Genomic DNA, 23,563 nt, shown 5'->3' with positions numbered 1-23,563 from the left:
GCATCCTCTTCACTCTTCGTGCGCTAAATGAAACTTTTGCGGTATCCCGTAATTGTGGTGCGCTGGAGTGAATGAGGGCAGGGGCGGACAGGGCGAGGCTCATGTAGTTTCCTGAGTTATGAGCGTTGCCGCTCCGCCCTGATTCTCGATTCCACCGAAAAATCCATTCCCCCCTGTTATCTTCCGTCGACGGAGGATTACGCGACCAAGTCGCTGCTCGGTCGCGACACTATCAATCTCAGTCTGCGCTTGTCAGAAACCGTACCAGTTCAGTTGCTGGAACAAAACCGAATCCAACTGTCAGTTCCTGACCTTAGTGAAAGAAAGCCCTTTCCGAGAGCTGGCGCAATGTCGGATCGCTGCGTCGAAAAGATCGACCGCTCGTTCATCCAGGAAATTGCCACCGACTGTCACGATGCAGCGATCGACCAAGGCATTATTGCCATGGCCCATCACCTCAGTCTGACGGTGGTCGCCGAAGGTGTCGAAGCCACGTCTCAAGCGGATTTCCTCAAAGGTTGCTACATACCATCAAGCGTGCAGGGGAGTGTGGGTAAACTCAGTCTTGAAGATGGATTTGATCCGGTGTCATTGTGCAGCCAGAAGTCGCCTTACAGTGGCAAGGATCGAATCGATGTTGAATGGCTTTTCCAGGACAGCATCGAACAGATCAGACCTCTCCATGCCCAGGTGCGCTTGCGCGCCGCTAATCAGAATGATCGGCAAGAGGTTGGCCGACGGCAAGGCGCGAACGGCCTTGGCAAATTCGAGTCCGTCCATGACAGGCATCATGAAGTCGGTAATGATCAGGTCAGGCCGCTCTCGCTCAAGCACCTCGAGCCCTTTTTTGCCATTGCTGGCTTTCACTACCATGAAGCCGTCATCCTCCAGCGCAAAGCCGAGAATATCAGCAATCAAATATTCGTCGTCGACGACCAAGATGGTGGTCATGGGAATTCAGCCTGAATCAAAAACCTAGGAAGATGAACCTGGCAGCGCTGTAGGAATAGAAACTGGCGGTTCATTTCTTGAAGCCTTTTTCAGATCAACGTCTTGGTCACGGATGACCACTTCAAATCGCGAAGGGTCATAAGAGCTATCTCTTACTTTCAGAATGGAAATAGTCCTGCTTAGTTCAGAATGATTCTCGTAGAAGCGCATCAGCATCAGATTATCGACGATGCTGGAAAGATCAGAGTTCGGCGCGCTGACCTCGGACCCGAACAGATCACGCATTTCCCAGGAAGCAAAAACTGTCACGCCCCTGGAGCGCAGTTCGTTCATGAGTGCACTGTAGAAGTCAGTAATTCGGGCCGGATTCGTCGAGACCCGTGTCATACCGCTCAGGCTGTCGATGAATAACCGCTTGATGCCCTTTTCTTCAACGAGGCTCAACAGTCTTGCGCCCAAGCCGTCCAGGAGACCTTCGGTGGTAGGTTGCCAGGCGATGCTCAACGCACCGCTTTCTTCCATGCTTTTGATGTCGATCCCGAGTGATTGACCCTTCAGGCGTAACCGCTCCGGGCTTTCATAAAAACCAAAATGCAGGCCCGGTGCCTCCACCGTCGACTCACTCAGGAACTTGAGACCCAGCGTCGTCTTGCCGATTCCTGACGGGCCGATGACCAAGGTCACACTGGAACTGTGCAACCCGCCACCCAATATGGCATCGAGTGAACGAATGCCACTGGGGATACGCGTCATGTTGGCGCTATCGGGCGAAGTAGGGTGGCTGTAGAGGCTTTCCAGGCGCGGATAAACCACCAGACCGTTCTCGGTGATCTCGCACTCGTGCAGTCCGGTCAGTGCTGGACTACCACGAGTTTTACGCAGTTGAATACGACGCACCGAGCGTGTGCCATAAAGCTCTTCTCCCATTTCGATCACACCATCAACCATGGTGTGTTCGGGGCTGCCGTCATCCAGTCGGGAACTGGTGAGAAACAATACGGTGCACCCGGCAAATGCGGCGTGGCCTTGCAGTTCAGAGATGAACTTCTTGGTGTCGATTGGCGAGTCGGCTTTGGAACGCGCGTTGAGCAAGCCGTCCACGACCATGACCGTGGCCTTCTGTCGGCTGATCTCACGCCTCAGCAGTTTAACCACTTCATCCAGGCCTTCGTTTTCCAGGGTATCGAATGCGCTGACGAACTGGATTTCAGCGCCAACTTTAGACGAGTCGAAAAAACTCAAGGTGGACAGAAATTGAAAAAGTCGGTCATGGGATTCGGCAAGGAGTGTCGCTACCAGAACACGGCCGCCGTTGCGCGCATGATGGAATCCAAGTTGGTTGGCGAGGATGGTTTTGCCAGACCCTGGGCGCCCCTGAATAATGTAGGAAGCACCTGAGACCAGCCCCCCCTTGAGCAGAGCATCCAGGCCTTCGATTCCACTCTGAAGGCGATTCAACTTTTCCACAATGCGACCCTGATCTGAAAAACATGCTGTTAAACCGAATGCGTAGGATGCTAACGCCATTTCTGCGCTGGGGCTATCGACACTTCAATGACGTTTCACGCAGCAGTGCCGGTAAAGCTATTCGTTCTCTTAAATCTGCAGCCCAAAAACCTCAATATGGTCGATAAATTACAGGAATTGAAAGTAAAGAAGGCTCTCTGGCCAATTGAGTCTCTGCGATGCGATATAGGGTGTACTATCGAGACCTGCCCATCAGAAATCAGCTAGCCATGTCCGCGCTAAACGAAGAGAGCCGCCAGATCGTAGCTGCTCTGGCGCACCGGGTTGGCCCCAATGCTGATACTGCGTGCATCGCGCTAGCGACTGTCTCGATTTTGGAGGCTATGCACACAGCACTTACCCCCATCATTGGTCAGCAGGGGGTTGCAGCTCTGTATCGACGCAGCCTTCATCTCTGCGCCTCACGTCAGCCGCACTTGGCCAACATATCTGAACGTGTGCAAACAGCGTTGGATCTGAGCGCTCTTAATTCTGAACTCGTTACAGAAAGCGAAGCAGATGCCTTGTTGTTTGGTGAAGTGATTCTGACCACCTTCTACGAACTGCTCACTACCCTGATCGGGCCCTCGCTCACCGCACGCTTGCTTCGTGACGTGTGGAAACCTTCTTTGAGCGACACATCTGCGCAGGAAAACTCGCCATGAACACCAAAGTGACTATCAAGCGCTTGGCCACCGGAGTGCCAGGACTGGACGAGGTGCTGGGCGGGGGTTTGCCGGAGTTCTCGTTCAACCTGATCGCCGGCCCGCCTGGCTGTGGCAAAACAACCCTGGCGCATCAAATGATGTTCGCCCTGGCGACTCCCGAGCGCCCGGCATTGTTCTTCACCGTGCTTGGCGAACCGCCGTTGAAAATGCTGCGGTATCAACAGCAATTCGACTTTTTCGACGACGAAGCCATCAATCAGTCGATCCGTTACATCAACCTGGCCAGTGACACCCTGGCAGGGGATTTGGATGAGGTGTTACGCCGAATCGTCGCTGAGGTCGAGGCACACTCTCCGGCGCTGGTGTTCGTCGACTCGTTTCGTTCAGTTGTGCTTGCGAGCCAGACACAGGACAACCCGAACAACAATCTGCCGCAGTTCGTTCAGCAACTGGGCATGCTGATGACCACTTGGCAGGCAACAACCTTCCTGATTGGCGAGTACTTCAGCGAAACCGACACCAATCCGATTTTCACTGTCGCCGATGGCCTTATCTGGTTGCGTCAGAGCGTTCAGCGCAATTCCATGGTGCGCAAGATGGAAATCATGAAGATGCGCGGCCAGCCGACGCTGCCGGGGCTGCACACCTTCCGCATCGCCACGTCGGGCATCAAGGTTTTTGCGCCTGCCCAACTCAACCCGATCGAAGCCCCTCTGACCTTTCCGGTCCAGCGCCTGAAAATGGGTGTGCCCAAACTCGATGAGATGCTCGGCGGCGGCTTGCCCCGTGGTTATTCCTTACTGGTGGCCGGGCCATCGGGCTCGGGCAAAAGCATTCTTGCTGCGACCTTTCTCGCAGAGGGTGCGCGCAATGGCGAGACCGGCGTGATCGCGGTATTTGAGCAGCGCCCCAATCACTCTCAGAACGCCACCCTCGCCGGGTTGATTGAGAGCGGGAAGGTCGGTTTGGTCGATAGCCGCGCGCCGGACTTATCCATCGACGAAATCGTCCATTTGCTATTGAGTGAGATCAATCGGCTGAAGGCTACACGGGTAGTGATTGACTCCCTGTCAGGCTTCGAACTGGCGTTGGCCCCGACATTTCGAGAAGACTTTCGTGAGTCGCTGTCTCGCATGGTGACCGCTCTTACTAGTGCAGGTGTCAGTGTATTGATGACCTCCGAGTTGGAGGATCGCTACACCGATCTGCGTTTCAGTCCTTACGGCACGGCGTTTCTCACCGACGCCATCATCGTCCAGCGCTACATAGAAGTGCAGAGCCGCTTGTTGCGCATCATGGCCGTGGTCAAGGTTCGGGCCAGCGCTCATTCTGATGAGCTGAGGTTGTACCAGATAGATGATGATGGCTTGCAGATCGGCGAAATGTTGCCGGACAGGGAAGGCTTGTTAGGGGGGCGACCTACCCAGCAGCGTACGGTCACATTCGAAGGATGAGCGAAATATCATGAGCGAGGGTCACGGCAAGAATGAGCAAGCCATAGCGACTGCAGCACGCGAACTGTTCCTTCTCGGCCAGAAAACGGTCGCGGCGCGTGCGGTGCTGGCAGCGGTTCATAAGGAACTCAACCAGGCCAATGCCCAACTCGTCGATAGTCACCATGTTGAGCAATTGATTGAAGCCAATCAGCAGTTGGTGCTGTCAATTCTGTCGGCGCAGTCGGATGCGGAAAATCCGACAATGGCCCAGGCAGAGCAGCAAATGTACCTCGAGATGCGCGAGGCAAACGAGCAGTTGGTGATAGCCGCACTGAGTGCCCAGGAACTGCAGGCGGCCGCTGAACATGCGCTGGAACAGCAACGCAACTTCCTCAACCTGGTTGCACACGAACTTCGCAACCCTCTGACCCCCATCAGCATGATTGCTGGCCGGCTGGTACGTGTACCAAGTGAAGAATTGCCGCGCATGCAGTTGTTGATAGAGGGGCAGGTGAAGCAGATGTCCCGGTTGGTCGAAGACTTGCTCGACATCGCCCGCGCCAGCACCGGCAAGTTTCGCCTTGATTGCCAACGTGTCGATATGGCTCAAATCATTCATGAGGCGATAGATGCCTGTGCCCCGGTCATGGTTGCTCACGGTTTGACTTTCAGCTCGGAACTGCCGGAACGCGCATTGATGGTTAATGGCGATCCAGCGCGCCTCGCTCAAATTCTTGGCAATCTACTGGGTAACGCCGCCAAATATACGCCTGCTGATGGCACGGTCTCCCTTACTGCGACGATTGAAGTCGAACATCTGGAGATACGCATTCGTGATACCGGGATAGGTATAACTCCGAAAGCACTGCCGTTCATTTTCGAGCCATTTGTACAGGATGTTCACGCGGTTGGTTTCAATGGTGCAGGGCTGGGTATTGGTTTGACCGTAGTGCGTGAGTTGATCGAAGCCCACGGCGGAACGGTGATTGGTACCAGTGCGGGAGAGGGGCAGGGAAGTGAGTTCGTAATGAGGCTCCCCCGAGTGAACCACTGACGGCGTCTAGGAGAAAGAGGGTTTCCAGAGGTCTTACACGGCTGTGATGCATCTGCACCAACAGCTATCCGTCTGGCTGACTTCGCTTTCTCGACTTGTGGCAATTTCACCCCCCCCTTTTACGGCCCTTCACGGCACCGCAGGTGGCCAGATTGAACGCTGCGATTTTCAAGCCCGATTGTTTACCCATAGCTACGACGCGGGTGATGCCAAGCCGATCCTGTCTTTTTTGTTGGATCTGAGTCTGTTTTTAACGGGTCTGAAGAGCGGACGAATCGAGAGTCTTCAGGAATCACCATGAATACTCGTCCAGGCTTTCAAAGCAAGACCTTCCCCCAATCGCAACGAGCGCTCTTGGTGGGCGCTTCGGATCTTTTGCTGGGTCCAGAAGCGTTTGGGGAACTGAGCGCTTTAGACCCAAGCTTCGCTCAACACGCCTGGCCTTGGCCGCATTACCGATCCTGATGTGGGATGAGGGTCAATGCCATGGACGCTGAAGGCAATGCAGGACAAGTGTTGAGTGTCGTCACTTCGCTTGCCGCCGCCGTGGTGGCAGTGCCTTTGCTCAAACGCATGGGTCTCGGCTCAGTGGTCGGCTACCTGGCGGCGGAGGGGGGAAGCAGCGGTGGCAGAAGAGCAGGGTTGCGGAAATGACCGAAAAGATGCGGAAACGATCCATAAAGAGAGGAGCAAAATTCCTGAACGCCAGAAACGACAAAGCCCTGAATAATCAGGGCTTTGTCGTACATAAGATGGCGGAGGCGATGGGATTCGAACTCATGGACCTGTTACAGTCGACGGTTTTCAAGACCGATATGCAAAGCCAATGAAACCGGGGCCTGTAGCCGCTTTTCGTTACGATACGTTTATTTTTTTAAACCTCTACAGCCCGCATTCTACAAGGGGCGGATTTTGAGTTTTGTAACGGTTTTTGGGGCTATTTCGATGGCTTGGCAATGGCGCCAACTCTTCGATAGACGCGCTCGGTAATGTCTCCTTTGGTGTGCCCCAAGAGTAGGCTCGCATCGCCGACGTCGAGGATTTCCGACGCCGCTTTCGGCCTGATGTCTCTGAACTGAAAGCCTCCGATTTTCTCCGCCAGCTGAACATCGCCTTTTTCTTCAGCTTCTTTCTTGGCCCTTTCTCTGGCGTCGTCCCATCGATCGCGAAGCATCTTCGCCGTCATCCGCTTGCCGCGTGCGCTCACAATCAAATAGCTGCAAATGTGCTGAGCATTGCGCTCGGCCATTTTCCCGATCAACAGGCCCAGGCTGTTTGGCTCATCACCGTCAGTCATCTGGATACGCAGCTTTTTGTGTGTCTTGTTCTGCTGCACACCCAAGTAATTTCCCTCGACATCGTCCTTCCTCATGACCAGGACATCTGCCGGTCGTTGCCCGGTCAGATAGGCCAAGTCCATCGCGTCTTTCAGCTCTTGAGCTGCCTTTACGTAAACAGCATCCCAAACAACATTATTCGCGTAATAGTCCCTCGGCGTTTCCTTGTTTTTGCGCACACCTTGACAGGGGTTTTCTTTCGTTGTCAGACCCCACTCCCGAGCAATGTTGAAAACGTGCGATAGGGTGGCAATCTCGCGATTTGCTCGAACCTTGGCCGTACGCGCGTCGCGGTATCCGGCGATAGTTGCAGGGGTTATAGAGTCGATGGGAGCGCTATCGAACATTGGACGGAGCTGCTTGATTTCCGAAAGGTTGTCTTTCTGCGTACGCGGTGCTTTCTTCGATACTATGTCGCGTATATATCGGTCAAAGATGCCCTTCATGGTACGCAAATCGAGCGGCTTTTCCTTCGCCTCCAGGTCCGCCCATTTGATCCTGGCCAAATCCAGATCCTTGCCCAGCGGGATCGCCTTGCCTGTCATGTCCAGGTAGTAATAGGCGACCCACACCTTTCCGCTCTTTCTTATTCTTGTCCACTGATACATCCGGGGAGGCAAATTGCGGGTTTCGGTCTTGCGGGGGCGCATATTAATTCACCTGCGAGAAGTCGGGTGTCCATACCGGTGCAGCCGGCGGCGGGCTCGGATCGGCAATCGTAGGGCTGATCATGCCCAGCTTCATGCGGGCATACATGCGGCCCACCAGCGGGCGTTTGCCGCGACTTTCGACGAACACCCATTGGCGATCAATCAGCCAGCGGCGCTGGTATGCCCGGGCCTTGTAACCGGTGAGTTCGGCCAGCTCCTCGTCAGAGAGGATTTCGGTTTCCATGAGATATTGCTCCATGCCGCGCGTGGCGGCAGAAGTGGTGAAGGGTTACAGGTTTATTACCTGACTGTTCGGGTCGAATGGTTTGCCATCAGGATCTGCCACCAGGTGCGGCACGTTCTTCTTGATAAATTCATCGAAACAATGTGGGCAATAACTGGCTTGAGTTGTCAGAAGCTGGCCGTGTCCGGTGTAGTTGCACTTCGGACATTTCACTGCTGTGGGGATAATGAAAGCCATACGAATTCCTCGCCCGCCGTAAACCGGCAGGCTCTTGCGTGGGGTAGGAGTTAGGCTGAGAGTCGCTCTATCGGATAGCTGACTGCTATCATTTGAGGCTTTCTAATTAGGGAGTTTCATGGATGCGTTTTTATGCTGTCGGCCTTGCTGTTCTAATTGGTTCTCTCTTTGGATGCGGAAGCCATTTGCCGGATACACGGCGTGACGACATAGAGACTGCTGCGACCGCTTCCGAAGCGGAGTGGAAGAGCATTAAGGCAAATGTGCATGAGGTACATAGCGCGTATGGCGGCACCCCAGAGAGCTTCGGGACGGTACTCAAAGAGGTACACATAAAAATGTGTATGGCGGGGCTTCTAACTGATGGGAACGTTCAGATACTGACGAATACGTTGAAATTCAAGGCAAATGCTCTGGGGGCGACTGGTATTACTAAAGTTGATTTGCACATCGTCCCCTGGAGAGGGGCCGCACCCGCTGGTAACCGCTGCGTAAACGGTTACATGGAGGGGACCGCTATAGCTCTTATCTTGGACAAGAAACTTTTCCCTTACGTGTACCCCGAAGATCAAGACAAACCTGTAAGAAAGCTGCCAAATTGACATCCTAAATTCAAAAGCAAAACGATGGCTCGACAAAGTGAACTGCACATGGACTCAGTGAGTCTGCACAAACATCTTCTTAGATGTATGGACACACTCCGACCTATTGAAGGTGGGCTCATCACTTCGTTCCCTTGTAGCAGTACACGTAGTCGAACCACGCGAGGGCGATCATGGCGTTACCTTCAGTCCGGCGGATTCGATGGCTTTCGAGCAGGCATGGCGCATACCCTTTGCTGCGTGGTAGGCGTCCATGTAGCTGTCGTCGATGGCTTCTTCTGGCTCTTCGGGCTCGGATGGTGCTGGCGGCAGTTCGATCACCAGTTCCTCGCGGGAAGCTTGCCACCCAGACTTGAAGCAATCGAAGCTAAGAATTTCGTCAGCTCTACTGAATGCCTTTGTCCAGTCTTCGCCCTGGAGCAGCGTTCCAGCGAGTGCCGCTCTGCGTCTTTTGAATGCTCCGTGTAAATCGTTGTTCATCCGATCACCGCCTTTATGGTCAGTACCAATGGAAGCCAGAAGAAGAGGGTGCAGCCGAGTAAGCACTTGGTGATCATGGCGTCACCCGCTTGAACTCGACGACCCAGACCCACGGGTTGGCGGCCCAGTCGCCGCCGGTCGTTTGCCAGAGGTTGCCGAAGGCGTTGCGCGCGGAGCCAAGGCATTGTTCGTGACTGGTCGTCTCGTCCCACATCCAGCCATTGCGCTGCTGGTGAGTGGAATCCGGCAGTTCGCAATGCGCGGCGTCTCGGACACCTTTGCCGCTGTGAAAGCAGGCTTTGCCGTAGTCGGTGAAGAAGCATCCTTCAGCCTTGGCCTGGTCTTCGCTGATGTCCTGTAGCCGCTCGACGCGCACGTCGGTGATCTCCAGCAGGATGCGGCTGGCTACTCGCGGCATATAAATCGAAGGCTTCCATGATTCGGCATCGGTGAACTTCCCGCCGCCGATGCTCTTCGGGAACTCCCCGTCAGCGCGGTAGTAATAAACGCCTTCCGCGCCACTAGGATTGGTGCGATTGAACGTTTCGCGGACATACATCCGATCGCCGGGCTTGCCGTATGGGCAGCGGATAATTGGGCCGCCGACGTTCCAGCAGACGCCGTTCAGTGGTGATTCGTCAGCGGCGGTTGTCACTGCGAAGCTGGTCGACAATCCTTTGACCGGTCGCCGCGTGACCGTCTTCCGTCCATCCAGAATGGCGCGCACCATCGGGGCCGAGAACAGGATCGGCCGTTCCTTGACGTTGCTCATGAATTCACCTTTTCAAAGTGGAAGACCACCGCCGCGCCCGTCTCGACGACAAGCCCGTAGGCCTTGGCCATGCGGTAGTTGGGGTGGTAGAGGTTGAGGCTTTTGACGTGTCCGGCCAGCCAGCCGCGCCAAGCTTCGAGCGGCATATGCGCCTTGCTGAGGTTGCACGTCACGCAGGCGGGCATCATGTTTTCAAGGTTGTGTTTTTCCGGTCGCTCGGCGTTTCCTTCCCAGCGAGGGCTGGTGCCGCGCCGCACTGCTTCGAAGTGATCGGCGTGCCACTTCTCACCCAGAAGCACGCCGCAGTAGGCGCAGTGCCCGCCGTATTTCAGACGCACTTGCTCGCGCTCAGCTTTCTTCAGGCGCATAGGTATCCTTGCCGCTATAGCGGCTGACTTTGAAGGAGGGAGGGTTAAAGCAAATTTGAGCGAGAGTTTTGACGGTTTGCGACTAACCTAAAGGCTACGGAAGCACCCTTTAATGCAGGGTGACAACCTTCATTTGAATATGGCGATGGGGTGCGATATGGATTTTAGTTTATGGTTTAATGGGGCCATCACCCTCATTGTTGGTTTAGTAGCATTAGTTGTATACGGCCTACAAAAGCGAGCCGAAAGACGAGTTGCAGCCATAATACTGATAATGGATATTCGCCATGCTGAACGGGTAATTGGTGATGTCCTGCAACGAAACACCTTTGATAGATTTATGGGGAACATTCAAGGGGCGAGAAATTGGGAAGCGAACAAGCATTTTTTCGTTTCTTCTCTATCTACCGATGATCTTGTCGCTTTCAACAAATTTTTCCTCGCCTGTTCCGAAATCAGCGAGGCGAGGGTTGATATGAGGTCTTGTTTTATGGCCTCTGTTAACTCAAAGGCTGTCGTTGCTCAAGAGCGTTTGTGTAGATTGGAAACGAGTGATTTAAATGACCAGGAATATCAAAAGCAAAGGGCGGAGATAATTAAAATTATTGAGTTTGAGTCGTATGTATTTAATCCTGGTGATCCAGTGCATCGTGTTGTGCAAAATATCCAAGTAATGGGGCGATTAACTCATACAGTGGGTTTTACTAAACTAAAAAAGATTGCTGGCATGAATAATTAGTTTACACCGTTGCTTTTCGCCAAGCCGAGGGCATTCATATTCGCCTTCGGCGTGTAGGTCAGCGTGCCGTCGAGGATCGCCTCCTTGATGGCATTGAATTCCCAGGCGTAATACTGCGATTCGACGTAGACCCGCATCCCGTCGCGGTAGTCGTGCTTCTTGCGCTTGATGAATGCTTCGGCGGCCGCGTACGTGAAGTGGGCGTTGATGTACTCCCAGCGCTCGTCCCAGCCGTTGACGGTATGTTCGGGCAGCTCGCCTATCACGTACCACTGATCCGACTCATCGGCTTTCATGAACTGGCATTCAGACCAGTCCTGCATCTTTATATTGAGCTGGCTTTTTTGATAGCTGGACAACTGGTCCCAGTATTCCTTCACCGAATATGCTGCCGACTCGCCGCTGTCCCAATACACCATGCGCTGCTCGGTGTAATCCATGTCCAGCCCGGAAACGATGCGTTTGGCTTCAACAATGAAGATTGCGTCAGCGGTGCAATGATCGTGCACCCGCTTGCCTTTGCAGTCATAACGCAGGCGCTGGACAAAGTCGGCCCAAGTGGCTGCATCGAGGTGATGACCAGTTGCCAGGCTCGGTGCCGGCTCAGCGATCTTGTTTTCTGTGGGCATGGGGCGTCCTATGCCGGGGCATGCCCGGGCGGTGGAGTGAGGTGAATGGATCAGGTACAGTTCCGCGATTACCGGGAAGGATCGCCATGAGCTGCTACATCTGCGGAAATAGCGTTGCACCAGTTGTGCTGCCAGACATCGAGGAAATTCCGTGCCCGGAGTGCGGGTTGTACCGGATCACTGGAACAGCAACAGAGCTACTCAAACGAAACATCTTGAAGTTTGATATTTATCTGTCACGGCGGTGGCTAGCCGATCAGCAGGGCAGCGGCATCATCCCGCTGATCGACAGCAATATAACTGGACGGCTGATGCAGCATTATTAAGGTGCTGCCCTATTTCATAAGTCGGGTCGTACCCGGGCGGTGGAGGGTGGTGAGGAAGAGCGAAAATTTGCGCTGGCTTTCGATGCCCAGGCCCACCTTGTTAAGGCTCGTTTTCGTTCGAGCAAAATGCTTCGGGCTGCTGCCGCCAGCTTCGTACTAAACCCACCGCTAAGGGCAAGTGCTTTTTAAGAATCGCCTGATGCCCAAGACCATTCAGCATGGCTAACGTACGCCACTCATTGACCGATACGTAGAGCCCTCTCCATGAAGCGTTTCGAATTCCATCGCCCTGTCCCGCTAACGAAAGCGATTCATACGCTATGTCTGACGCTGCTCTTCGCTTCAAACTACGCGGTCGCGGCAAATTGCTCCTTCTACCCCAATCATCATCAAACAACTATCACTATGCAAGTACCCGCTACACTTTCGATTCCTCGTGATACACCCAACGGCACCGTAGTATATGAAAGCCCTCCACTCACAATGGGACCAACGCCAAGTTCGTATAAATGTACTAACGAGTTTTCATATGGTGTTCAGAACAATGTCGGTGTGTCTAAATCGGGTGACCTTGTTTACGCAATCGGAAACACCGGGCTCGCATGGCAGTGGTCCTTCAAAGACAATGTAACCATACCCATTTATCCGGGTATTCGTCGAGAGGCGGGCGGATACGGATGGGACACCACAAGACACGTGCTACGACTAATCAAAATAGCGGATGTATTCGATGCACAGAAAATCCCGGCAGGAACACTCGGGGTTTTTCATGCAGACGGTGTATCACCACTAGCAATGGCGACCAATGGCACAACGATTGTGCCTCAATCCTGTGAAACGCCTGACATCAGAGTCGACATGGGTTCGCATGACATAAGTATCTTTGCCAATAACGGATCGTATTCCGAGCCCGTCAAATTTGACATCAGTCTCAACAATTGCCCGGCAGGCATAAAAAAAGTGACTTACACCCTCAAGCCCACATCAGATTCCCCCTCTCAAAACTCCACGCGGGGTATCGTGAAGCTGAGTGCCGATTCGACTGCTCAGGGTGTGGCCTTGCAAATACTCAACAGTGACGGAAACCCGATCGTTTTACATCAAAGCTATGTATTCACGGACTATTCTTCGGCTGGAGGCAACTTAAAAATCCCTCTGAGCGCTCGGTACTTTCGCACTGCTACAACAGGTGGAAATGGTGGGTTTGACAAGGGAATGCGCGCCGGATCAGCTAACGCAAATATCGCGTTTGTCATGAGTTACCTTTGAATCCATTGATGCGCTGGCATAGCCAGCTGCCTGCGCACACTCTTTAATAGTTGTCTGATTTTCGCCACCCCCGGCCGCCTCTACCGTGCGGGCATTCGATTGAAGAATTACCTGCGTCAGATCGGCCCTTTCCTGTCCACACCCCATGCGGCGCGACACCTGTTGCGCATTTTTGCGTGGGTGCTGCTGGTGGGCAGCCTCGGCGCTGTGTACAGCTTTCTGCTGTTCACCTTCAAGAATGAAATTTCTCAACGGCGCCAAGGGCGGCGCAACACACGACCTGTGCGATATCGCGCAGCGAGCGTGGCGTTATTGGATTGATTACCGCCATGAAAGGTAAAGCAAACTAAGGTGCCTCCCTCGGTGACCGGTGGTGGCATAATTTGATAACGATGGTGTCTGCGGTGTAAGATCGCGACCACTACAGTGATCGCTTAGCGGCGATTTCTCATGAGCACGGGCTAACAGCTCGCGTGAAAGAAAAACTCTTAAGCTATTTTTTTATTGCATCGAGCCTAGTGACGTTGTGCGGCTTTCCATTACCTGATGGAATTCCACTCATTTACCATATCGATCTAGGAGTAATTTTGATGGCTATAACAGCAGCATTTGGATGGGGCGGGGCGGCGCTGGGAGCGATCGATATTCAATTGTTAAGAGTCGGACGAGTAATGCAGCTGCCGGACAGTTCCGCAGAGGGTTAAAATCCTTCCGCTCCCTCCAAATTTAAATCCGGCGTGATGACTTCGTCGCCCGGATCACGCTTCAGTCCCACCAAGCTTTGATTGCGAAAGTCACGCGCCACGTTTTCGCTAATTACGATTTCGTGGCGCGCTTTCAAAGCATCCCGCGCACCATCTGGCCCAAGCGAATGTACATAGCGTAGACAGCCTTCAATCACCGAAGCTTGTTCGGTATCCTCGTTCCAGGCCATGAGCTCTTCCAGCTTCTGCCGCGTGCCGAGCCTGCAACGGTGCCGCAAGTCCTTCTCGTCGAACTCGATCCGCTTCAGCACGGCCTTCGCCGATCGCTCTTGCCCAGTCTTGGCCATGGCCTACCTCTTCAATTTCGCTGGCCGGCAAGTCACCAGATGTTGTATCTATTCTCCCAGCTCACACTGGCAGGAGGCCGACATGAGGTTGAAGAGCGATGTAGATGCCCTGGCGGCGATCGAAGAGGACGCTAAAGCAATGCTGAAACGGATAGGGCTACCTGACGACGCAGTGAAGCTGGAGGTGGTCGTGTTCCTTCGGGAGGTGATCGACCTGGCCAGCTACATGGAGTCTAGGCACCGGCTGGTTGAGGCGCCCAGCTTTGTCTGAGCTGGCATGTTGCTGACCGTTGCGGTATTTGTGTTCGGCCCGGCATGGAGCCGGAAATGAAAGGGGGGCTTGATGCAAAATAAGTTAGGGCTGACTGGGCGCTGTGGCTTTGCGCTTCTCGGGATATCGGTCGTGGCTCTGCCAATCGCATATCTTTCTAGCGCGATCGATTTTGGCGCCTTCAGTGCTGTCGCGATCTTGTGGTTGCTAGTTTCAGCGGCCTTGATTTTTGGCGATAGCATCACAGAAATAACTCTCTGGAAGGCATCGATAAAGCGAGACGTCCAGGCGACCCGTGTTGCGCGAGAAGAAGTAGAGGCAATACGCGATCAATTGCGGAAGGTTTCCGCAGTATCGGTGGAAAACACTTACCTGATCTCCAGCGAGATTTACGGGATAAGGAAAAGCCTGTCCAGTCCAGAGGACTTTGCAAGATTTTTGAATACTCCAGCAATGCTCAGACTTACCAAAAACATGAATGATGTATGGAAGTTTGTCGAGCCGGATGAAGTTAAAGGCGAGGAAGCAAGGAAGGCTTTTCTTCGAGAGTTGGGTCGGGAGGCTTAATGATCTCATCCCCCGGATCAGCTGCAATATCGGCCATGCTCCTTTCGTAAAATGCTCGCGACACCTTTTCGCTTGGCTCATAAGGTGTCGTGACATTCCGCAGCATCCAAGCCTGCGTTTCGAAGTTAGCGTCGATCAGGTTCTTCAAAAGCCGTTGGTGAATGTCCTGCTGATTGTTGATGCCGTGCGCTGCCATGACCCGCTTCAGGTCAGGCTTGAACACGCCGGCCACTTCAACCGTAAACTTCTCGACGCCCAATGCAGCGTCCTTTGCTGCAGCCTTCTCGCGCTTCCTGCGCTGCTTCTTGGCTTCCTCCGTCAGTTCCTTTTCCTCGCCCATGGCCTACCTCTTCAATTCCGCTGGCCGGAAAGTCCAGCCAGGTCTGTCGGCGGCGCTGGTGCGCCCGGTTGATGGTTCGTCTCACGCTGCGACCTTCACCTGATGCCAGGCGCCGACCGATGCCAGCAGCGCCGATAACCGTGCTTCGGGCACCGGCGTGTCACCGGGCACGGCCAGCCAGCCCATGCCGACGCGGTGATTTGGGTTGCAGTCGGCCTTCACCTCTTCGTAGAAATGCTCAAGGACATCCGAGAGCCTTTCCACCAGGTGTACGCCGTCGGGCTTGATGTCGATCGACTTGATGTATTGGGCGCCGTCCTGACGGACGCAGATGCCCGCGATGTAGATCGTCCAGCGGTGCGCGACATCGCAGAGCGCGTCGGAAACCGCTCTCGACAGGATCTGCTTGCCGTTCTTCCAGTTGATCATGACCTGAAGGCCGCTTGGATCGATGTTGATCACAGCTGCGTGGTGGGTGTTGACCAGGGCGCGCATGCTGCGCTCGATCTGCACCCGACGATTGCATGGTTTGCGCTTGCTCATATCGAGTCCGCCATTTTTCGCAGGGCCTTGCGGTCAGAGGCCGATATCGGCTTCGGGCGACGTTTGAGGACCGTTTCAGGGTCTACCCAGTTGCGCCGCGAAGGTCTGGGCTTTATCCGGGTCGCCGGCAGCTCTTTGAAGGTGCTGCCGGGCCGCGCCCAGAAGTCGGCCATCGCAGCGGCGATTTCATCCGACTCAGTTTGCTTTGCTCGAACGGCGTTGAGGTTGAGACTGATCATGCTGGCCTCACTTGATCCGGATCGAGCTTTCGCCGCGCTCAAGGTGAGCCCAGACAGGTTCCGGTAGCAGTTCATGCTCCGCGTCTTCGCCGGCTTCTATGCGCTTGCGCACCGCGTCGTTGTGATCCCGGATTTCCTTGAGCTTTGCCGCAATCGACTTTTTGTCAGGAGCGAACACGGTCTTCGTTTCGATGAAGTCATCGGGGATCTCGTCTTCCTTGTCGACGATCACCTTTTCAGGCGCCAGGGCCAGCGTGATTGTGAACAGCGGTCGCTTGATTGACTTGACCGCCGCGGCCTCCATGTTCCGGCGGAGGTAGTCACTGATTTGCGTAACGCTGTTTTTCTTTACGCGCTTCAGCTCGTTCAGCCGTTCGACCTCTTTGTCGATCGCGTCGATGTCGCTTTCTATGTTGCGGCGCAGCATGACGATATTGTCGGCCTTCACCTCGAAGTCACCTTGGACTTCATCCATGGCATGCTGCAGAGCTTCTTTCAGGCCTTCATCGTCGGTGTCAGCCATTGCCTGCAGTTCGGCCAGTTTGCCGGTCAGTGCGTACAGTTGAGTCATGCTGCGTTCTCCCGCTCAGTGGCTTCGGTGATGCGCTTCCACTCCAGTGAAATGCGCTCGGCACCTCTGGTGTCTTTTCGAATAGTCAGCTTTCGCACGGCGACGTCGTGGATCTTCTTCAGTTCCTGAGCGGACTGAGCGCCGGCCATGTTGTCGATGACCGACTTGATGTAGTCCAGCCGTTCCTGCTTCTGGCGATCTTCCTCTGCTACCCGATCTTCAGCTTTGTTCAACGCCACCTCATCCCGAACCGTCTCGACATATGCGGCGTCATCGAACAGCCCCATGTGGATGTCCGCCGCGAATCCTAGGGGCTGGAGGCATTTACCGATCGCATCTGTGAGCGACTTTTTTGCCGCCTCCCAATCGGTGATGATCTTGCCTTGCTGCAGGAGGACAAACGGCGTGTGCCCGTAGTGCGTCACGGTGCATTTCTGTCCGCCTTCGCCCTGGTACCAAAGCTCAATTCGCACGGTGTGGACTTTCGCATTGATCAGTGGCGCGGTCGGCCATTCCTTGGTCGGCGCTTGCAGCGGACCGCCTTCGTCGAATCGTTCTTCAAGGATGGTCCAGCCCCAACCTTCACCGCATGGGCCGAACACTTCGGTGGCTTTGCGCATAAGGTAGGTCGGCTTGATGGCCGTACCCTTGAAGCCGCCCATTCCTGTGAAGTTCTTGGTTGCACTCGGATCGGTCGTGTTGACCTGATCCCAGATCCGCGTATTCGTGGACATGAGGAATCCTTGCCGCGCGGTGCGCAGCGATTGAAAGGTGTGTGCTATTGGGGGATTGGCGCGGAGAGGGCGCCGTACAACATGAGAGCAGTGCAAGCGGCGAGCGCGAAGAATGAGCTACGCCAGAAAACAATCCGGCGGGCGCGCTGTTGTTCATTCATCGCACGGGCCTTGTGTCTGCACTCGATAGCGAAGCACCTGAATAACACGACCGCCGTAACCCGGCTCGGCGTATTGCTCAACTGGTGCGCCGAAGAATCCGCGCCGCTCTGCCAGGCTATATGCCTCGCGAAGGTTGTGAGCGCTGATGTCCTCGAGCTGCTCGTCGATCAGTGATTTAACCGGTGCCGTACTCATGAGTCCTCCTTGCGCCGCTGACAGGAGTCACGCAGGCGTTTGCAGTAGTGGTTGAACTCGTCGGTGGTGATGGCGCCGTCCGTGAAGAGGCGAGTTATCAGTCCCTGTACCAGCAAGCTGATGTCTTCTTCGCCGGCGGGCGCCGACACGCCATCAAGGGCTTGGTCGATCAGGATGTGAGGGCTCAAAACCCGCACTCCATCTCCACACGATCGCTTTCGCGCTTGGCATTTCGGTACTCGTTGGCATGCACCGCAACCAGGTCGCCGGCCAGCGACCGGATAATTTGCGGATCGCCGCCGACTGCCTCAACGGCCCACCTGTGCAGTACACCGCCATCCCCGCGACAGATCAGCTCGATCAAAATCTTCTCGATGTACCGATCTGGATCAGGGTTCGCGGCCATGTGATCCGCCAGCGCCTCCGGTAAGTGGTCGGCGTTGACCAGAACCTTGCTTCGTCCTACCGGAGTTGGAGCCTCTACATGGCGCCGATAAAGTAAATCGTCGACCGACTCGGTCAGCCATTCCTGACCTGCCTCCGTGTCGAGAAAGTCGTCTTCCGGGATGAGCTTGCGTAGAGCTGACATGGTCGTCTCCAGAGTGGCGGGGTGTTATTCAACAAAACTCGCAATGCACTCATCCGCTCCGCTGGTTGCCGTTGGGCGCGGAGGGGAGTGCATTCGGGTGGTGTCGGGGGAGGGGATGCCGGTTACTTGTCCGGCGCTGATGTCACCAGCAGATCTGTGGGCTATACCCGCTGCGGGGCGCTGACAAGGCGCGCTCTCCGGGGCCGATATTCTCTCGTCGACCCAAGCGCCCGGCACTGTAGCGGCCGGGTAGGCTGTTGCTCGGCAACCGTGCGTCATTCCTTCATGGCGACATCTCCCGTTGTGCGCGCCGTTGGCATCTTGGCGGGCGCTCGCCGTTCTCAGGTGATGCTGAGTGCAGGTGTCCAGCGTCTGCTGGGTTGGCGTCCGCATCGGGGTGTGATCTGTCCGGGGCTCAACCGGCATTCGGCGGAAGGGGTAGCCCTATAGGCGACCGGTTGGCTCTTCCGCTGCCCGAGACTTAGCCTCAGATCGCACCCCGATGCGCTCTCATAGAGAGGATCGGGCAGTTAATGACAGGCTGTCGTGGCGCGGTTTGGTCAGTCGTCATCGACCTGAGCGAGCATCTTTTCGATGTCGGCGGCGACTGGCTTCTTCCAGTTTTTGATCTGTCCTGTCTCCAGATCGATGTTCAACATCAGGTAGTCGCCGTAGTGCTCGCCCGGGAAGAAATCCGGAACGTAGCCTGTGTAGGCTGCAACTTCAGCACCCTGCGCGTCGTGAAGCGTTGCGCATACCTGATCACGAACCTTCATACAGGTGCGCAACTCGGTCACGTCCACCTGCACCGTCTTCTGCTGATTGATTTGCATGCTGCTGTCTCCGGTTGTTTTCCCAATGCACCCGTCACCAGGTGCATCAGTGAAAAGGCCAGTTACTTGTGCGCTTCAGGGTCTTTCAGGTGCTTGTCGAACAGCTTCCTGTGGCGCCGGGCAAATCGAGCGACATAAGCAATCAACACCAGCGTGAGAGCCGCCAAAAGAACCGGATAAAACTTAATCCCGAGGTAAGTTGCGAGAGGCGTGCAGAACGCGACCACCATGAAAGGAAGCAGAACGTCTGGCTTCGAATCCCCCGCCCTGTCCTTCCACCAAAAATAGGTCGTGCTCGTTCCCTGAGTTGTGTATTGCGTCCACCCGCGCAGCTTTGCCAGCAACTCGAGCACAGGATTTCGACTGGGCTCAGCGTCATCAATCCATGCCCAGGTTTTTCGCCAAATCATCCCCGCGAGAACACCCAGTAAAAGCAGGCCGGCCAAAGGGAATCCCAGCATGAAGCAAGCCATAACCTGCTCCGTGAAACTTTCAAATTTAAACATCTGACTGCCTCCGTTGATTTCCAATGCCGCCTCATCGAAGCGGCATCAGTAAATCTGTGGCGCCGTGACCCGCTACTGGCGGCCGTCATCGGCTCAATCAAATTGTTCCTCCAGCCGCGGGCCTTTCGGCTTGTTCTCCCGCTGGATAACTGCTTTCGACGTTTTACGCTGCACGCCCGGGTCAGTTGCCAACCCTCTGAGCCGTTGAGGCCGGTTCATCGCTGCCTTTGAATCTGGGCCGGTGGTGATCCGGCAAGGTGATGCGGTGTCGCTAAAGAACTGCGCGGCTTTCGCTGCTGGGCCGGTGTTGCGTCGGCGTGTGGTAAATTTACCATTTGGAAATTACCTGTCAATGCATAATGGTAAATAAATTGGTAAACAAACTGGATCTTCTGGTAAATCATTGAAGATCTTTGATTTTTTGCAGGCGTAAAAAAACCCGCTCTCGGCGGGCTTCTCAAATTCGGACGGTTAAGGTGCGTGGCCGAACTGCCTCCTGAAATCATTCTCAAGCTTGCGGCACGCGCCACTTATTATGCTTTTCGCTCCCGCAGTGCCGGTGTAGCTACTTTCTTCTCGATGGCACAAGTCAATGGCATCGCGCGCGCTTGCCTTTGCTTTTCCTTCCGGAGTGTTTCCAACGACAGCGCCATAGACGAGAAACAAAACGACTGCTGCTGTCAGGCCGATTAGTACTTTTTTGATCATTGGATCCCTCCGGTAATGAGATGAAATTTTACCATTCATGGCTCAGCGCCACCATCCAATGCGCCGCCAGTCGCCATCGGTGAACGCCGGATAACCGCCAGACTCTACCGATTCACAAACCGCAGGTGAATCACCATGATCAACGAACGTAAAGAACAGGCGCTGGCCGCTTGGCGAAAGCTACTCAAGGCGCCAGAAATCCGAATGGACGCCGAGCACCAATACGACGAACTTCTGAAAATGGCCGATACGATGGAGCAAGAAGGGGTGATCACCGCAGCTGAATGGCGTCACCTCGTGAGGACGGCCGGAGAAAAGTTCGCTCAGTCAACTGAAGGGCTAGAGGGCGGAACATAGGGGAGGGCAGAAACAAGAAGCCCGGCGCTAGGCCGGGCATTTCGAAGGACGCGCGCGTGTAAGCGCGTCAAAGCGAGCCGTGAAGGTTACGATTTCTTCTCGAGCATCAAATCATGTTGCCTGAGATGATCAGGAATCGGTAAATCGCAGATTTTCGCGCATGAGATACCGGAACGCTGAGCTTCCGCGAGCATGTCAACGTCGTTTGTGATTAGCAGTCTAGCGCCATTGGCTTTAGCTATTGCAATGATCTGCCAATCGACCTTAACGGACTGTCTGGGGCGCTTCTCTCCCTTGCTAGCTTTCCTGGCAGAGCGACCGGCTCTCACCACCTCAACCGTCTCCATAACAGCCTTCAGGTCATAGGGGAGGAGTCTGAAGGCTGCTGTTTTAAAAATGCTCTGTGTCGCACTCAACTCGCGCTCGCCGGCTTGATCGAGAAACTCAGCCCAGACCTGCGCAGGGATACCTACGCTCTCTCTCTTCGCACGAAGCGCGTGAAAGAGACCCTGCATGCGCAGGCTGTCGTCCGAATTGAGTCGCTTCCCAAAAAACAGGACCAACGCATTGGTGTCCAGAATTACCAATTAATGACCTTTCCTTAGTCCCGACAGGTAGTCTTCCACGTCAGGAACATCAGCCCAACCAAGGCCTATGGCTTCCATGGATGCGTAAGCCTCATCCCAATCGCCAGATAGCGGCGACCATGACTTAACGTTCAGCTGAAGAAGTTCCCAGCGACCACTAGATGTCCTTTTCCACTTGCCTTTGCCGGTTAGCTCAATCGGATCGCCGAGGTAGTGGGATGAAATCTCTTTGGCTAGCTGCGCCCCCATGATGGTGCAATTGTATTCTCGCCCATCGCTGTCTTTTACCAAGACAGGGATCGTGTCGTCTCGCCCGCCGATTTTTATAACCTGGCCTGTAATTGTGCTTTCTTGCTCTAGGGTGATCTCTTTCGCCGGGGCTATTTTTTTGCCTCCGGGGAATGGATAGATTACCGCTCCGGACGGATCCTTTAGCTCGCCCCTTGTTCCATCTTGAATCAGGAGTTCGTTAATTCTTACGAGGGCGGTCAAAGCATCCTTCGGAGCCTGATTACTCTGGGATGTCGCGAGAGAGAGACGTTTTGAAACGCGTGGAGCTGCCTCGTCTTCCGTCCAAGCTTTGAGAGCAGCACTGCCTGTCGAAAGTTTGTCGAAATGGACTTGGTCTTTCTCACCCATCAACTTTGCCAACTCAGCCAAATAGACAGCCATCCGCTCAAGCGTGAGCTTGTTCGGGTGTGAACCGACTATTCGAAGAGTGTAAACGTTGGGCTTTTTCATAGGCTGATTATAGGCATGCGTCCCTGCCAATTTCGATGTCTTTCCTTGTTCGGGGGCATTCTGCTCGCGTTACACCAGAACTCACCCTCACAACCCTTGGAGCCTTCACGCAGACCGGATTAGCCTCTATTCCAACTTACTCAGGCCCAAGGCGTCTGCTTCTGCGCGTTCATCCTCACCACGAATGGAAGCTACGTCCATGCCAATTTCCTCCGCCAGCCTCAGCTGGTACTCCCAAGGAGTAATGCCGAGCGACTTGGCCTTGCTCGTAAGTATGTTAGTGATTCGAAGGTTTTTGTAATCCTCGTGGCTCATGCCACATAGCTCCGCTCCCGAGGCGTTCTCCGCCTCTCGCACCACCGCTGGATTCGCTTCTGCGATCAAGCCGACCGCGTTTTGATGAATCTTATTTCGAAGCTCCATTTCACCAAGCCCTGTGCAAATTTAAGAGTTTTCATCGCGAATACATCGCCCACCAAAAAACGTGCCCCAAGATCGAGATCTGCTGCTCCTGGATCTGTTGGAACGTATAATCCTCGTCCGGGTGCTCGTCACGGTTGAAGCTGCGCAGACGAATCCCGATCGGGATACGGTAGACCTGCTTCACGCGGAGCTGGCCATTGTGGTTGATGGCGTACATCTCCCCGTCGACGATATCGCTCAGGGAGTTTTTCCCCACGTTCACGCCAACCGTGGCGCCGTCGCGCAGCACGGGCATCATGCTGTTGCCACCGACCCTCACACACTTCGCGTTGCTGAACTGGACGCCGTTGTGGCGCAGGTCCTTCTTATTGAAGCGCAGACGCGAATTTGCGCTTTCCTCAATCGCAAATCTGCCCGAACCGGCTGCCAGCTCCACCTCATGTAGGAAGGGGACGTAGACCTCATCGTCATCGAGCGGGGTGTCGTCATCCCAAGTCTCGATGGAGGACAACGGAATTTCTACTTGAAGCCGAGGTTTTGCGGCGCCAGACACAGACGCTGCCGATAGCTCGCCCTCGCTCAGTGGGCGATCAAGCGAACCAGGCGCAAGCCCGCACTTCAACTCGAAGTCGCGCGCCATCTTCTCCCCGATATTTCGGAGATGCTCAGCTTTCTCGGTGAAGAGCCGGGAGATGTATGAGGGCTGCTTATCCACCTTGGCGGCGAAATCAGCGTCTTTCCCCCCGAAGTCTCGATCAATGATCTGGCGAACCCGGGCTCTGCGTATGTCTTTGATTTCCATTTCCCCATTAGAACCTTTATTTCCCTTTGGGGAAATTACCTTTACTTGGTAAACATTTATGGTAAATTAATGCATA

38 protein-coding genes and 1 pseudogene are annotated in these 23,563 nt (G+C 54.6%); 14 read left to right on the top strand and 25 right to left on the bottom strand.

The annotated features are described in order from the left end of the window. Positions 1 to 369: 369 nt before the first annotated feature. Positions 370 to 519, top strand: a pseudogene (locus ACVVH8_RS16330) (EAL domain-containing protein); the annotation flags it as partial. 69 nt (positions 520 to 588) lie between these two features. Here ACVVH8_RS16330 and ACVVH8_RS16325 read toward each other — a convergent pair. After that, a complete protein-coding gene (locus tag ACVVH8_RS16325; protein WP_103302255.1) occupies positions 589 to 951 on the bottom strand; it encodes a response regulator in 363 nt (120 codons plus the stop codon). A gap of 24 nt (positions 952 to 975) precedes the next feature. Beyond that, positions 976 to 2,421: an ATPase domain-containing protein gene (locus ACVVH8_RS16320; RefSeq protein ID WP_177431356.1), complete on the bottom strand. Its 1,446-nt coding sequence runs from the start codon at positions 2,419 to 2,421 to the stop codon at positions 976 to 978. A 266-nt stretch (positions 2,422 to 2,687) separates the two neighbouring features. Here ACVVH8_RS16320 and ACVVH8_RS16315 point away from each other — a divergent pair, with 266 nt between their 5' ends. The 4 genes from ACVVH8_RS16315 to ACVVH8_RS16300 all read left to right on the top strand — a co-directional run bounded on the left by ACVVH8_RS16315 (position 2,688) and on the right by ACVVH8_RS16300 (position 6,445). Further along, positions 2,688 to 3,122 carry a hypothetical protein gene (locus ACVVH8_RS16315; RefSeq protein WP_401296748.1) on the top strand — a complete coding sequence of 145 codons (435 nt, stop codon included), beginning with the start codon at positions 2,688 to 2,690 and terminating at the stop codon, positions 3,120 to 3,122. Next, positions 3,119 to 4,579, top strand: coding sequence for an ATPase domain-containing protein (locus tag ACVVH8_RS16310; protein WP_103302253.1), 1,461 nt, complete (start codon positions 3,119 to 3,121; stop codon positions 4,577 to 4,579). The genes ACVVH8_RS16315 and ACVVH8_RS16310 overlap by 4 nt, the downstream gene beginning before the upstream one ends. Before the next feature lie 10 nt (positions 4,580 to 4,589). After that, positions 4,590 to 5,615, top strand: a complete 1,026-nt coding sequence (locus ACVVH8_RS16305) for a sensor histidine kinase (RefSeq protein ID WP_212809060.1) — start codon at positions 4,590 to 4,592, stop codon at positions 5,613 to 5,615. Between the two features lie 650 nt (positions 5,616 to 6,265). Next, complete coding sequence (locus ACVVH8_RS16300; protein WP_475224885.1) at positions 6,266 to 6,445, top strand: hypothetical protein; 180 nt, start codon at positions 6,266 to 6,268, stop codon at positions 6,443 to 6,445. A 107-nt stretch (positions 6,446 to 6,552) separates the two neighbouring features. Here the strand turns inward: ACVVH8_RS16300 and ACVVH8_RS16295 are convergent, their stop codons facing one another. From ACVVH8_RS16295 to ACVVH8_RS16285, 3 genes are read right to left on the bottom strand one after another with little or no spacing between them, the layout of a single operon-like run. Next, positions 6,553 to 7,602 (bottom strand): tyrosine-type recombinase/integrase, encoded by a 1,050-nt coding sequence (locus tag ACVVH8_RS16295; RefSeq protein WP_475224882.1) that lies wholly within the window; start codon positions 7,600 to 7,602, stop codon positions 6,553 to 6,555. Between the two features lies 1 nt (position 7,603). Then, positions 7,604 to 7,846, bottom strand: coding sequence for a DUF4224 domain-containing protein (locus ACVVH8_RS16290; RefSeq protein ID WP_212809057.1), 243 nt, complete (start codon positions 7,844 to 7,846; stop codon positions 7,604 to 7,606). A 45-nt stretch (positions 7,847 to 7,891) separates the two neighbouring features. Then, a complete protein-coding gene (locus ACVVH8_RS16285; protein ID WP_475224880.1) occupies positions 7,892 to 8,083 on the bottom strand; it encodes a hypothetical protein in 192 nt (63 codons plus the stop codon). Positions 8,084 to 8,205: 122 nt separating this feature from the next. On the opposite strand from ACVVH8_RS16285, the gene ACVVH8_RS16280 reads away from it, so the two are divergent. Continuing rightward, positions 8,206 to 8,685: a hypothetical protein gene (locus ACVVH8_RS16280; protein WP_475224878.1), complete on the top strand. Its 480-nt coding sequence runs from the start codon at positions 8,206 to 8,208 to the stop codon at positions 8,683 to 8,685. Between the two features lie 171 nt (positions 8,686 to 8,856). Here the strand turns inward: ACVVH8_RS16280 and ACVVH8_RS16275 are convergent, their stop codons facing one another. The 3 genes from ACVVH8_RS16275 to ACVVH8_RS16265 all read right to left on the bottom strand — a co-directional run bounded on the left by ACVVH8_RS16275 (position 8,857) and on the right by ACVVH8_RS16265 (position 10,305). Then, entirely contained in the window at positions 8,857 to 9,165 is a 309-nt protein-coding gene (locus ACVVH8_RS16275) for a phiTE_015 family protein (RefSeq protein WP_475224875.1), read from the bottom strand. A 73-nt stretch (positions 9,166 to 9,238) separates the two neighbouring features. Beyond that, the gene (locus tag ACVVH8_RS16270) at positions 9,239 to 9,937 is read right to left on the bottom strand and encodes a hypothetical protein (RefSeq protein WP_475224873.1); all 699 of its coding nucleotides are present in this window, start codon (positions 9,935 to 9,937) and stop codon (positions 9,239 to 9,241) included. Continuing rightward, positions 9,934 to 10,305: an HNH endonuclease gene (locus tag ACVVH8_RS16265; protein ID WP_475224871.1), complete on the bottom strand. Its 372-nt coding sequence runs from the start codon at positions 10,303 to 10,305 to the stop codon at positions 9,934 to 9,936. The genes ACVVH8_RS16270 and ACVVH8_RS16265 overlap by 4 nt, the downstream gene beginning before the upstream one ends. Positions 10,306 to 10,417: 112 nt before the next feature. Here ACVVH8_RS16265 and ACVVH8_RS16260 point away from each other — a divergent pair, with 112 nt between their 5' ends. After that, positions 10,418 to 11,044: a hypothetical protein gene (locus ACVVH8_RS16260; RefSeq protein WP_475224869.1), complete on the top strand. Its 627-nt coding sequence runs from the start codon at positions 10,418 to 10,420 to the stop codon at positions 11,042 to 11,044. On the opposite strand, the gene ACVVH8_RS16255 is transcribed toward ACVVH8_RS16260, so the two are convergent. Continuing rightward, on the bottom strand, positions 11,041 to 11,673 hold the full coding sequence (locus ACVVH8_RS16255) for a hypothetical protein (RefSeq protein ID WP_475224866.1): 633 nt from the start codon (positions 11,671 to 11,673) through the stop codon (positions 11,041 to 11,043). The genes ACVVH8_RS16260 and ACVVH8_RS16255 overlap by 4 nt on opposite strands. 86 nt (positions 11,674 to 11,759) lie before the next feature. On the opposite strand from ACVVH8_RS16255, the gene ACVVH8_RS16250 reads away from it, so the two are divergent. The 4 genes from ACVVH8_RS16250 to ACVVH8_RS16235 all read left to right on the top strand — a co-directional run bounded on the left by ACVVH8_RS16250 (position 11,760) and on the right by ACVVH8_RS16235 (position 13,972). After that, on the top strand, positions 11,760 to 11,999 hold the full coding sequence (locus ACVVH8_RS16250; protein ID WP_475224864.1) for a hypothetical protein: 240 nt from the start codon (positions 11,760 to 11,762) through the stop codon (positions 11,997 to 11,999). A 264-nt stretch (positions 12,000 to 12,263) separates the two neighbouring features. Beyond that, positions 12,264 to 13,268: a fimbrial protein gene (locus ACVVH8_RS16245; protein ID WP_475224861.1), complete on the top strand. Its 1,005-nt coding sequence runs from the start codon at positions 12,264 to 12,266 to the stop codon at positions 13,266 to 13,268. A 99-nt stretch (positions 13,269 to 13,367) separates the two neighbouring features. Then, positions 13,368 to 13,589: a hypothetical protein gene (locus tag ACVVH8_RS16240; protein ID WP_475224858.1), complete on the top strand. Its 222-nt coding sequence runs from the start codon at positions 13,368 to 13,370 to the stop codon at positions 13,587 to 13,589. A gap of 152 nt (positions 13,590 to 13,741) precedes the next feature. Beyond that, positions 13,742 to 13,972: a hypothetical protein gene (locus ACVVH8_RS16235; protein ID WP_146041210.1), complete on the top strand. Its 231-nt coding sequence runs from the start codon at positions 13,742 to 13,744 to the stop codon at positions 13,970 to 13,972. Here the strand turns inward: ACVVH8_RS16235 and ACVVH8_RS16230 are convergent. After that, positions 13,969 to 14,319, bottom strand: a complete 351-nt coding sequence (locus tag ACVVH8_RS16230) for a hypothetical protein (RefSeq protein WP_103302240.1) — start codon at positions 14,317 to 14,319, stop codon at positions 13,969 to 13,971. The genes ACVVH8_RS16235 and ACVVH8_RS16230 overlap by 4 nt on opposite strands. 82 nt (positions 14,320 to 14,401) lie before the next feature. Here ACVVH8_RS16230 and ACVVH8_RS16225 point away from each other — a divergent pair, with 82 nt between their 5' ends. Further along, the gene (locus tag ACVVH8_RS16225; protein WP_475224856.1) at positions 14,402 to 14,590 is read left to right on the top strand and encodes a hypothetical protein; all 189 of its coding nucleotides are present in this window, start codon (positions 14,402 to 14,404) and stop codon (positions 14,588 to 14,590) included. A gap of 72 nt (positions 14,591 to 14,662) precedes the next feature. Beyond that, on the top strand, positions 14,663 to 15,157 hold the full coding sequence (locus ACVVH8_RS16220) for a hypothetical protein (protein WP_475224854.1): 495 nt from the start codon (positions 14,663 to 14,665) through the stop codon (positions 15,155 to 15,157). On the opposite strand, the gene ACVVH8_RS16215 is transcribed toward ACVVH8_RS16220, so the two are convergent. The 11 genes from ACVVH8_RS16215 to ACVVH8_RS16165 form a co-directional block, all read right to left on the bottom strand. Beyond that, positions 15,102 to 15,497 (bottom strand): hypothetical protein, encoded by a 396-nt coding sequence (locus tag ACVVH8_RS16215; protein ID WP_475224851.1) that lies wholly within the window; start codon positions 15,495 to 15,497, stop codon positions 15,102 to 15,104. The genes ACVVH8_RS16220 and ACVVH8_RS16215 overlap by 56 nt on opposite strands. A gap of 81 nt (positions 15,498 to 15,578) precedes the next feature. Beyond that, positions 15,579 to 16,040, bottom strand: a complete 462-nt coding sequence (locus ACVVH8_RS16210; RefSeq protein ID WP_123587648.1) for a hypothetical protein — start codon at positions 16,038 to 16,040, stop codon at positions 15,579 to 15,581. Continuing rightward, positions 16,037 to 16,279 (bottom strand): hypothetical protein, encoded by a 243-nt coding sequence (locus ACVVH8_RS16205; protein ID WP_475224849.1) that lies wholly within the window; start codon positions 16,277 to 16,279, stop codon positions 16,037 to 16,039. Before ACVVH8_RS16205 ends, ACVVH8_RS16210 begins: the two co-directional genes overlap by 4 nt. Before the next feature lie 7 nt (positions 16,280 to 16,286). Beyond that, the gene (locus ACVVH8_RS16200) at positions 16,287 to 16,850 is read right to left on the bottom strand and encodes a siphovirus Gp157 family protein (protein ID WP_475224846.1); all 564 of its coding nucleotides are present in this window, start codon (positions 16,848 to 16,850) and stop codon (positions 16,287 to 16,289) included. After that, positions 16,847 to 17,584, bottom strand: coding sequence for a hypothetical protein (locus ACVVH8_RS16195; protein WP_475224844.1), 738 nt, complete (start codon positions 17,582 to 17,584; stop codon positions 16,847 to 16,849). Before ACVVH8_RS16195 ends, ACVVH8_RS16200 begins: the two co-directional genes overlap by 4 nt. Positions 17,585 to 17,737: 153 nt before the next feature. After that, positions 17,738 to 17,941, bottom strand: coding sequence for a hypothetical protein (locus ACVVH8_RS16190; RefSeq protein WP_475224841.1), 204 nt, complete (start codon positions 17,939 to 17,941; stop codon positions 17,738 to 17,740). Beyond that, positions 17,938 to 18,129 carry a hypothetical protein gene (locus ACVVH8_RS16185; protein WP_475224837.1) on the bottom strand — a complete coding sequence of 64 codons (192 nt, stop codon included), beginning with the start codon at positions 18,127 to 18,129 and terminating at the stop codon, positions 17,938 to 17,940. Before ACVVH8_RS16185 ends, ACVVH8_RS16190 begins: the two co-directional genes overlap by 4 nt. Further along, the gene (locus ACVVH8_RS16180) at positions 18,126 to 18,530 is read right to left on the bottom strand and encodes a hypothetical protein (protein ID WP_475224834.1); all 405 of its coding nucleotides are present in this window, start codon (positions 18,528 to 18,530) and stop codon (positions 18,126 to 18,128) included. The genes ACVVH8_RS16185 and ACVVH8_RS16180 overlap by 4 nt, the downstream gene beginning before the upstream one ends. A 560-nt stretch (positions 18,531 to 19,090) precedes the next feature. After that, entirely contained in the window at positions 19,091 to 19,363 is a 273-nt protein-coding gene (locus ACVVH8_RS16175; RefSeq protein WP_475224831.1) for a hypothetical protein, read from the bottom strand. Positions 19,364 to 19,425: 62 nt separating this feature from the next. Further along, positions 19,426 to 19,869: a hypothetical protein gene (locus ACVVH8_RS16170; RefSeq protein WP_475224829.1), complete on the bottom strand. Its 444-nt coding sequence runs from the start codon at positions 19,867 to 19,869 to the stop codon at positions 19,426 to 19,428. A gap of 471 nt (positions 19,870 to 20,340) precedes the next feature. After that, a complete protein-coding gene (locus ACVVH8_RS16165) occupies positions 20,341 to 20,577 on the bottom strand; it encodes a hypothetical protein (protein WP_475224826.1) in 237 nt (78 codons plus the stop codon). A gap of 135 nt (positions 20,578 to 20,712) precedes the next feature. On the opposite strand from ACVVH8_RS16165, the gene ACVVH8_RS16160 reads away from it, so the two are divergent. After that, complete coding sequence (locus ACVVH8_RS16160; protein ID WP_475224824.1) at positions 20,713 to 20,934, top strand: hypothetical protein; 222 nt, start codon at positions 20,713 to 20,715, stop codon at positions 20,932 to 20,934. An 86-nt stretch (positions 20,935 to 21,020) separates the two neighbouring features. Here ACVVH8_RS16160 and ACVVH8_RS16155 read toward each other — a convergent pair whose 3' ends face one another. The 4 genes from ACVVH8_RS16155 to ACVVH8_RS16140 all read right to left on the bottom strand — a co-directional run bounded on the left by ACVVH8_RS16155 (position 21,021) and on the right by ACVVH8_RS16140 (position 23,487). Further along, positions 21,021 to 21,521, bottom strand: a complete 501-nt coding sequence (locus tag ACVVH8_RS16155) for a type II toxin-antitoxin system VapC family toxin (RefSeq protein ID WP_475224821.1) — start codon at positions 21,519 to 21,521, stop codon at positions 21,021 to 21,023. Next, on the bottom strand, positions 21,522 to 22,262 hold the full coding sequence (locus tag ACVVH8_RS16150) for a hypothetical protein (protein WP_045122897.1): 741 nt from the start codon (positions 22,260 to 22,262) through the stop codon (positions 21,522 to 21,524). Positions 22,263 to 22,388: 126 nt separating this feature from the next. Beyond that, a complete protein-coding gene (locus tag ACVVH8_RS16145; protein ID WP_475224819.1) occupies positions 22,389 to 22,685 on the bottom strand; it encodes a DUF6388 family protein in 297 nt (98 codons plus the stop codon). 31 nt (positions 22,686 to 22,716) lie between these two features. Next, positions 22,717 to 23,487 carry a S24 family peptidase gene (locus ACVVH8_RS16140; RefSeq protein WP_475224816.1) on the bottom strand — a complete coding sequence of 257 codons (771 nt, stop codon included), beginning with the start codon at positions 23,485 to 23,487 and terminating at the stop codon, positions 22,717 to 22,719. Positions 23,488 to 23,563: the final 76 nt, after the last annotated feature.

It is taken from the genome of Pseudomonas trutticola BRTCR10 (assembly GCF_056155105.1).
Note: the sequence above shows the minus strand (reverse complement) of the source record. Positions and strands in the feature narration are given on the sequence as shown.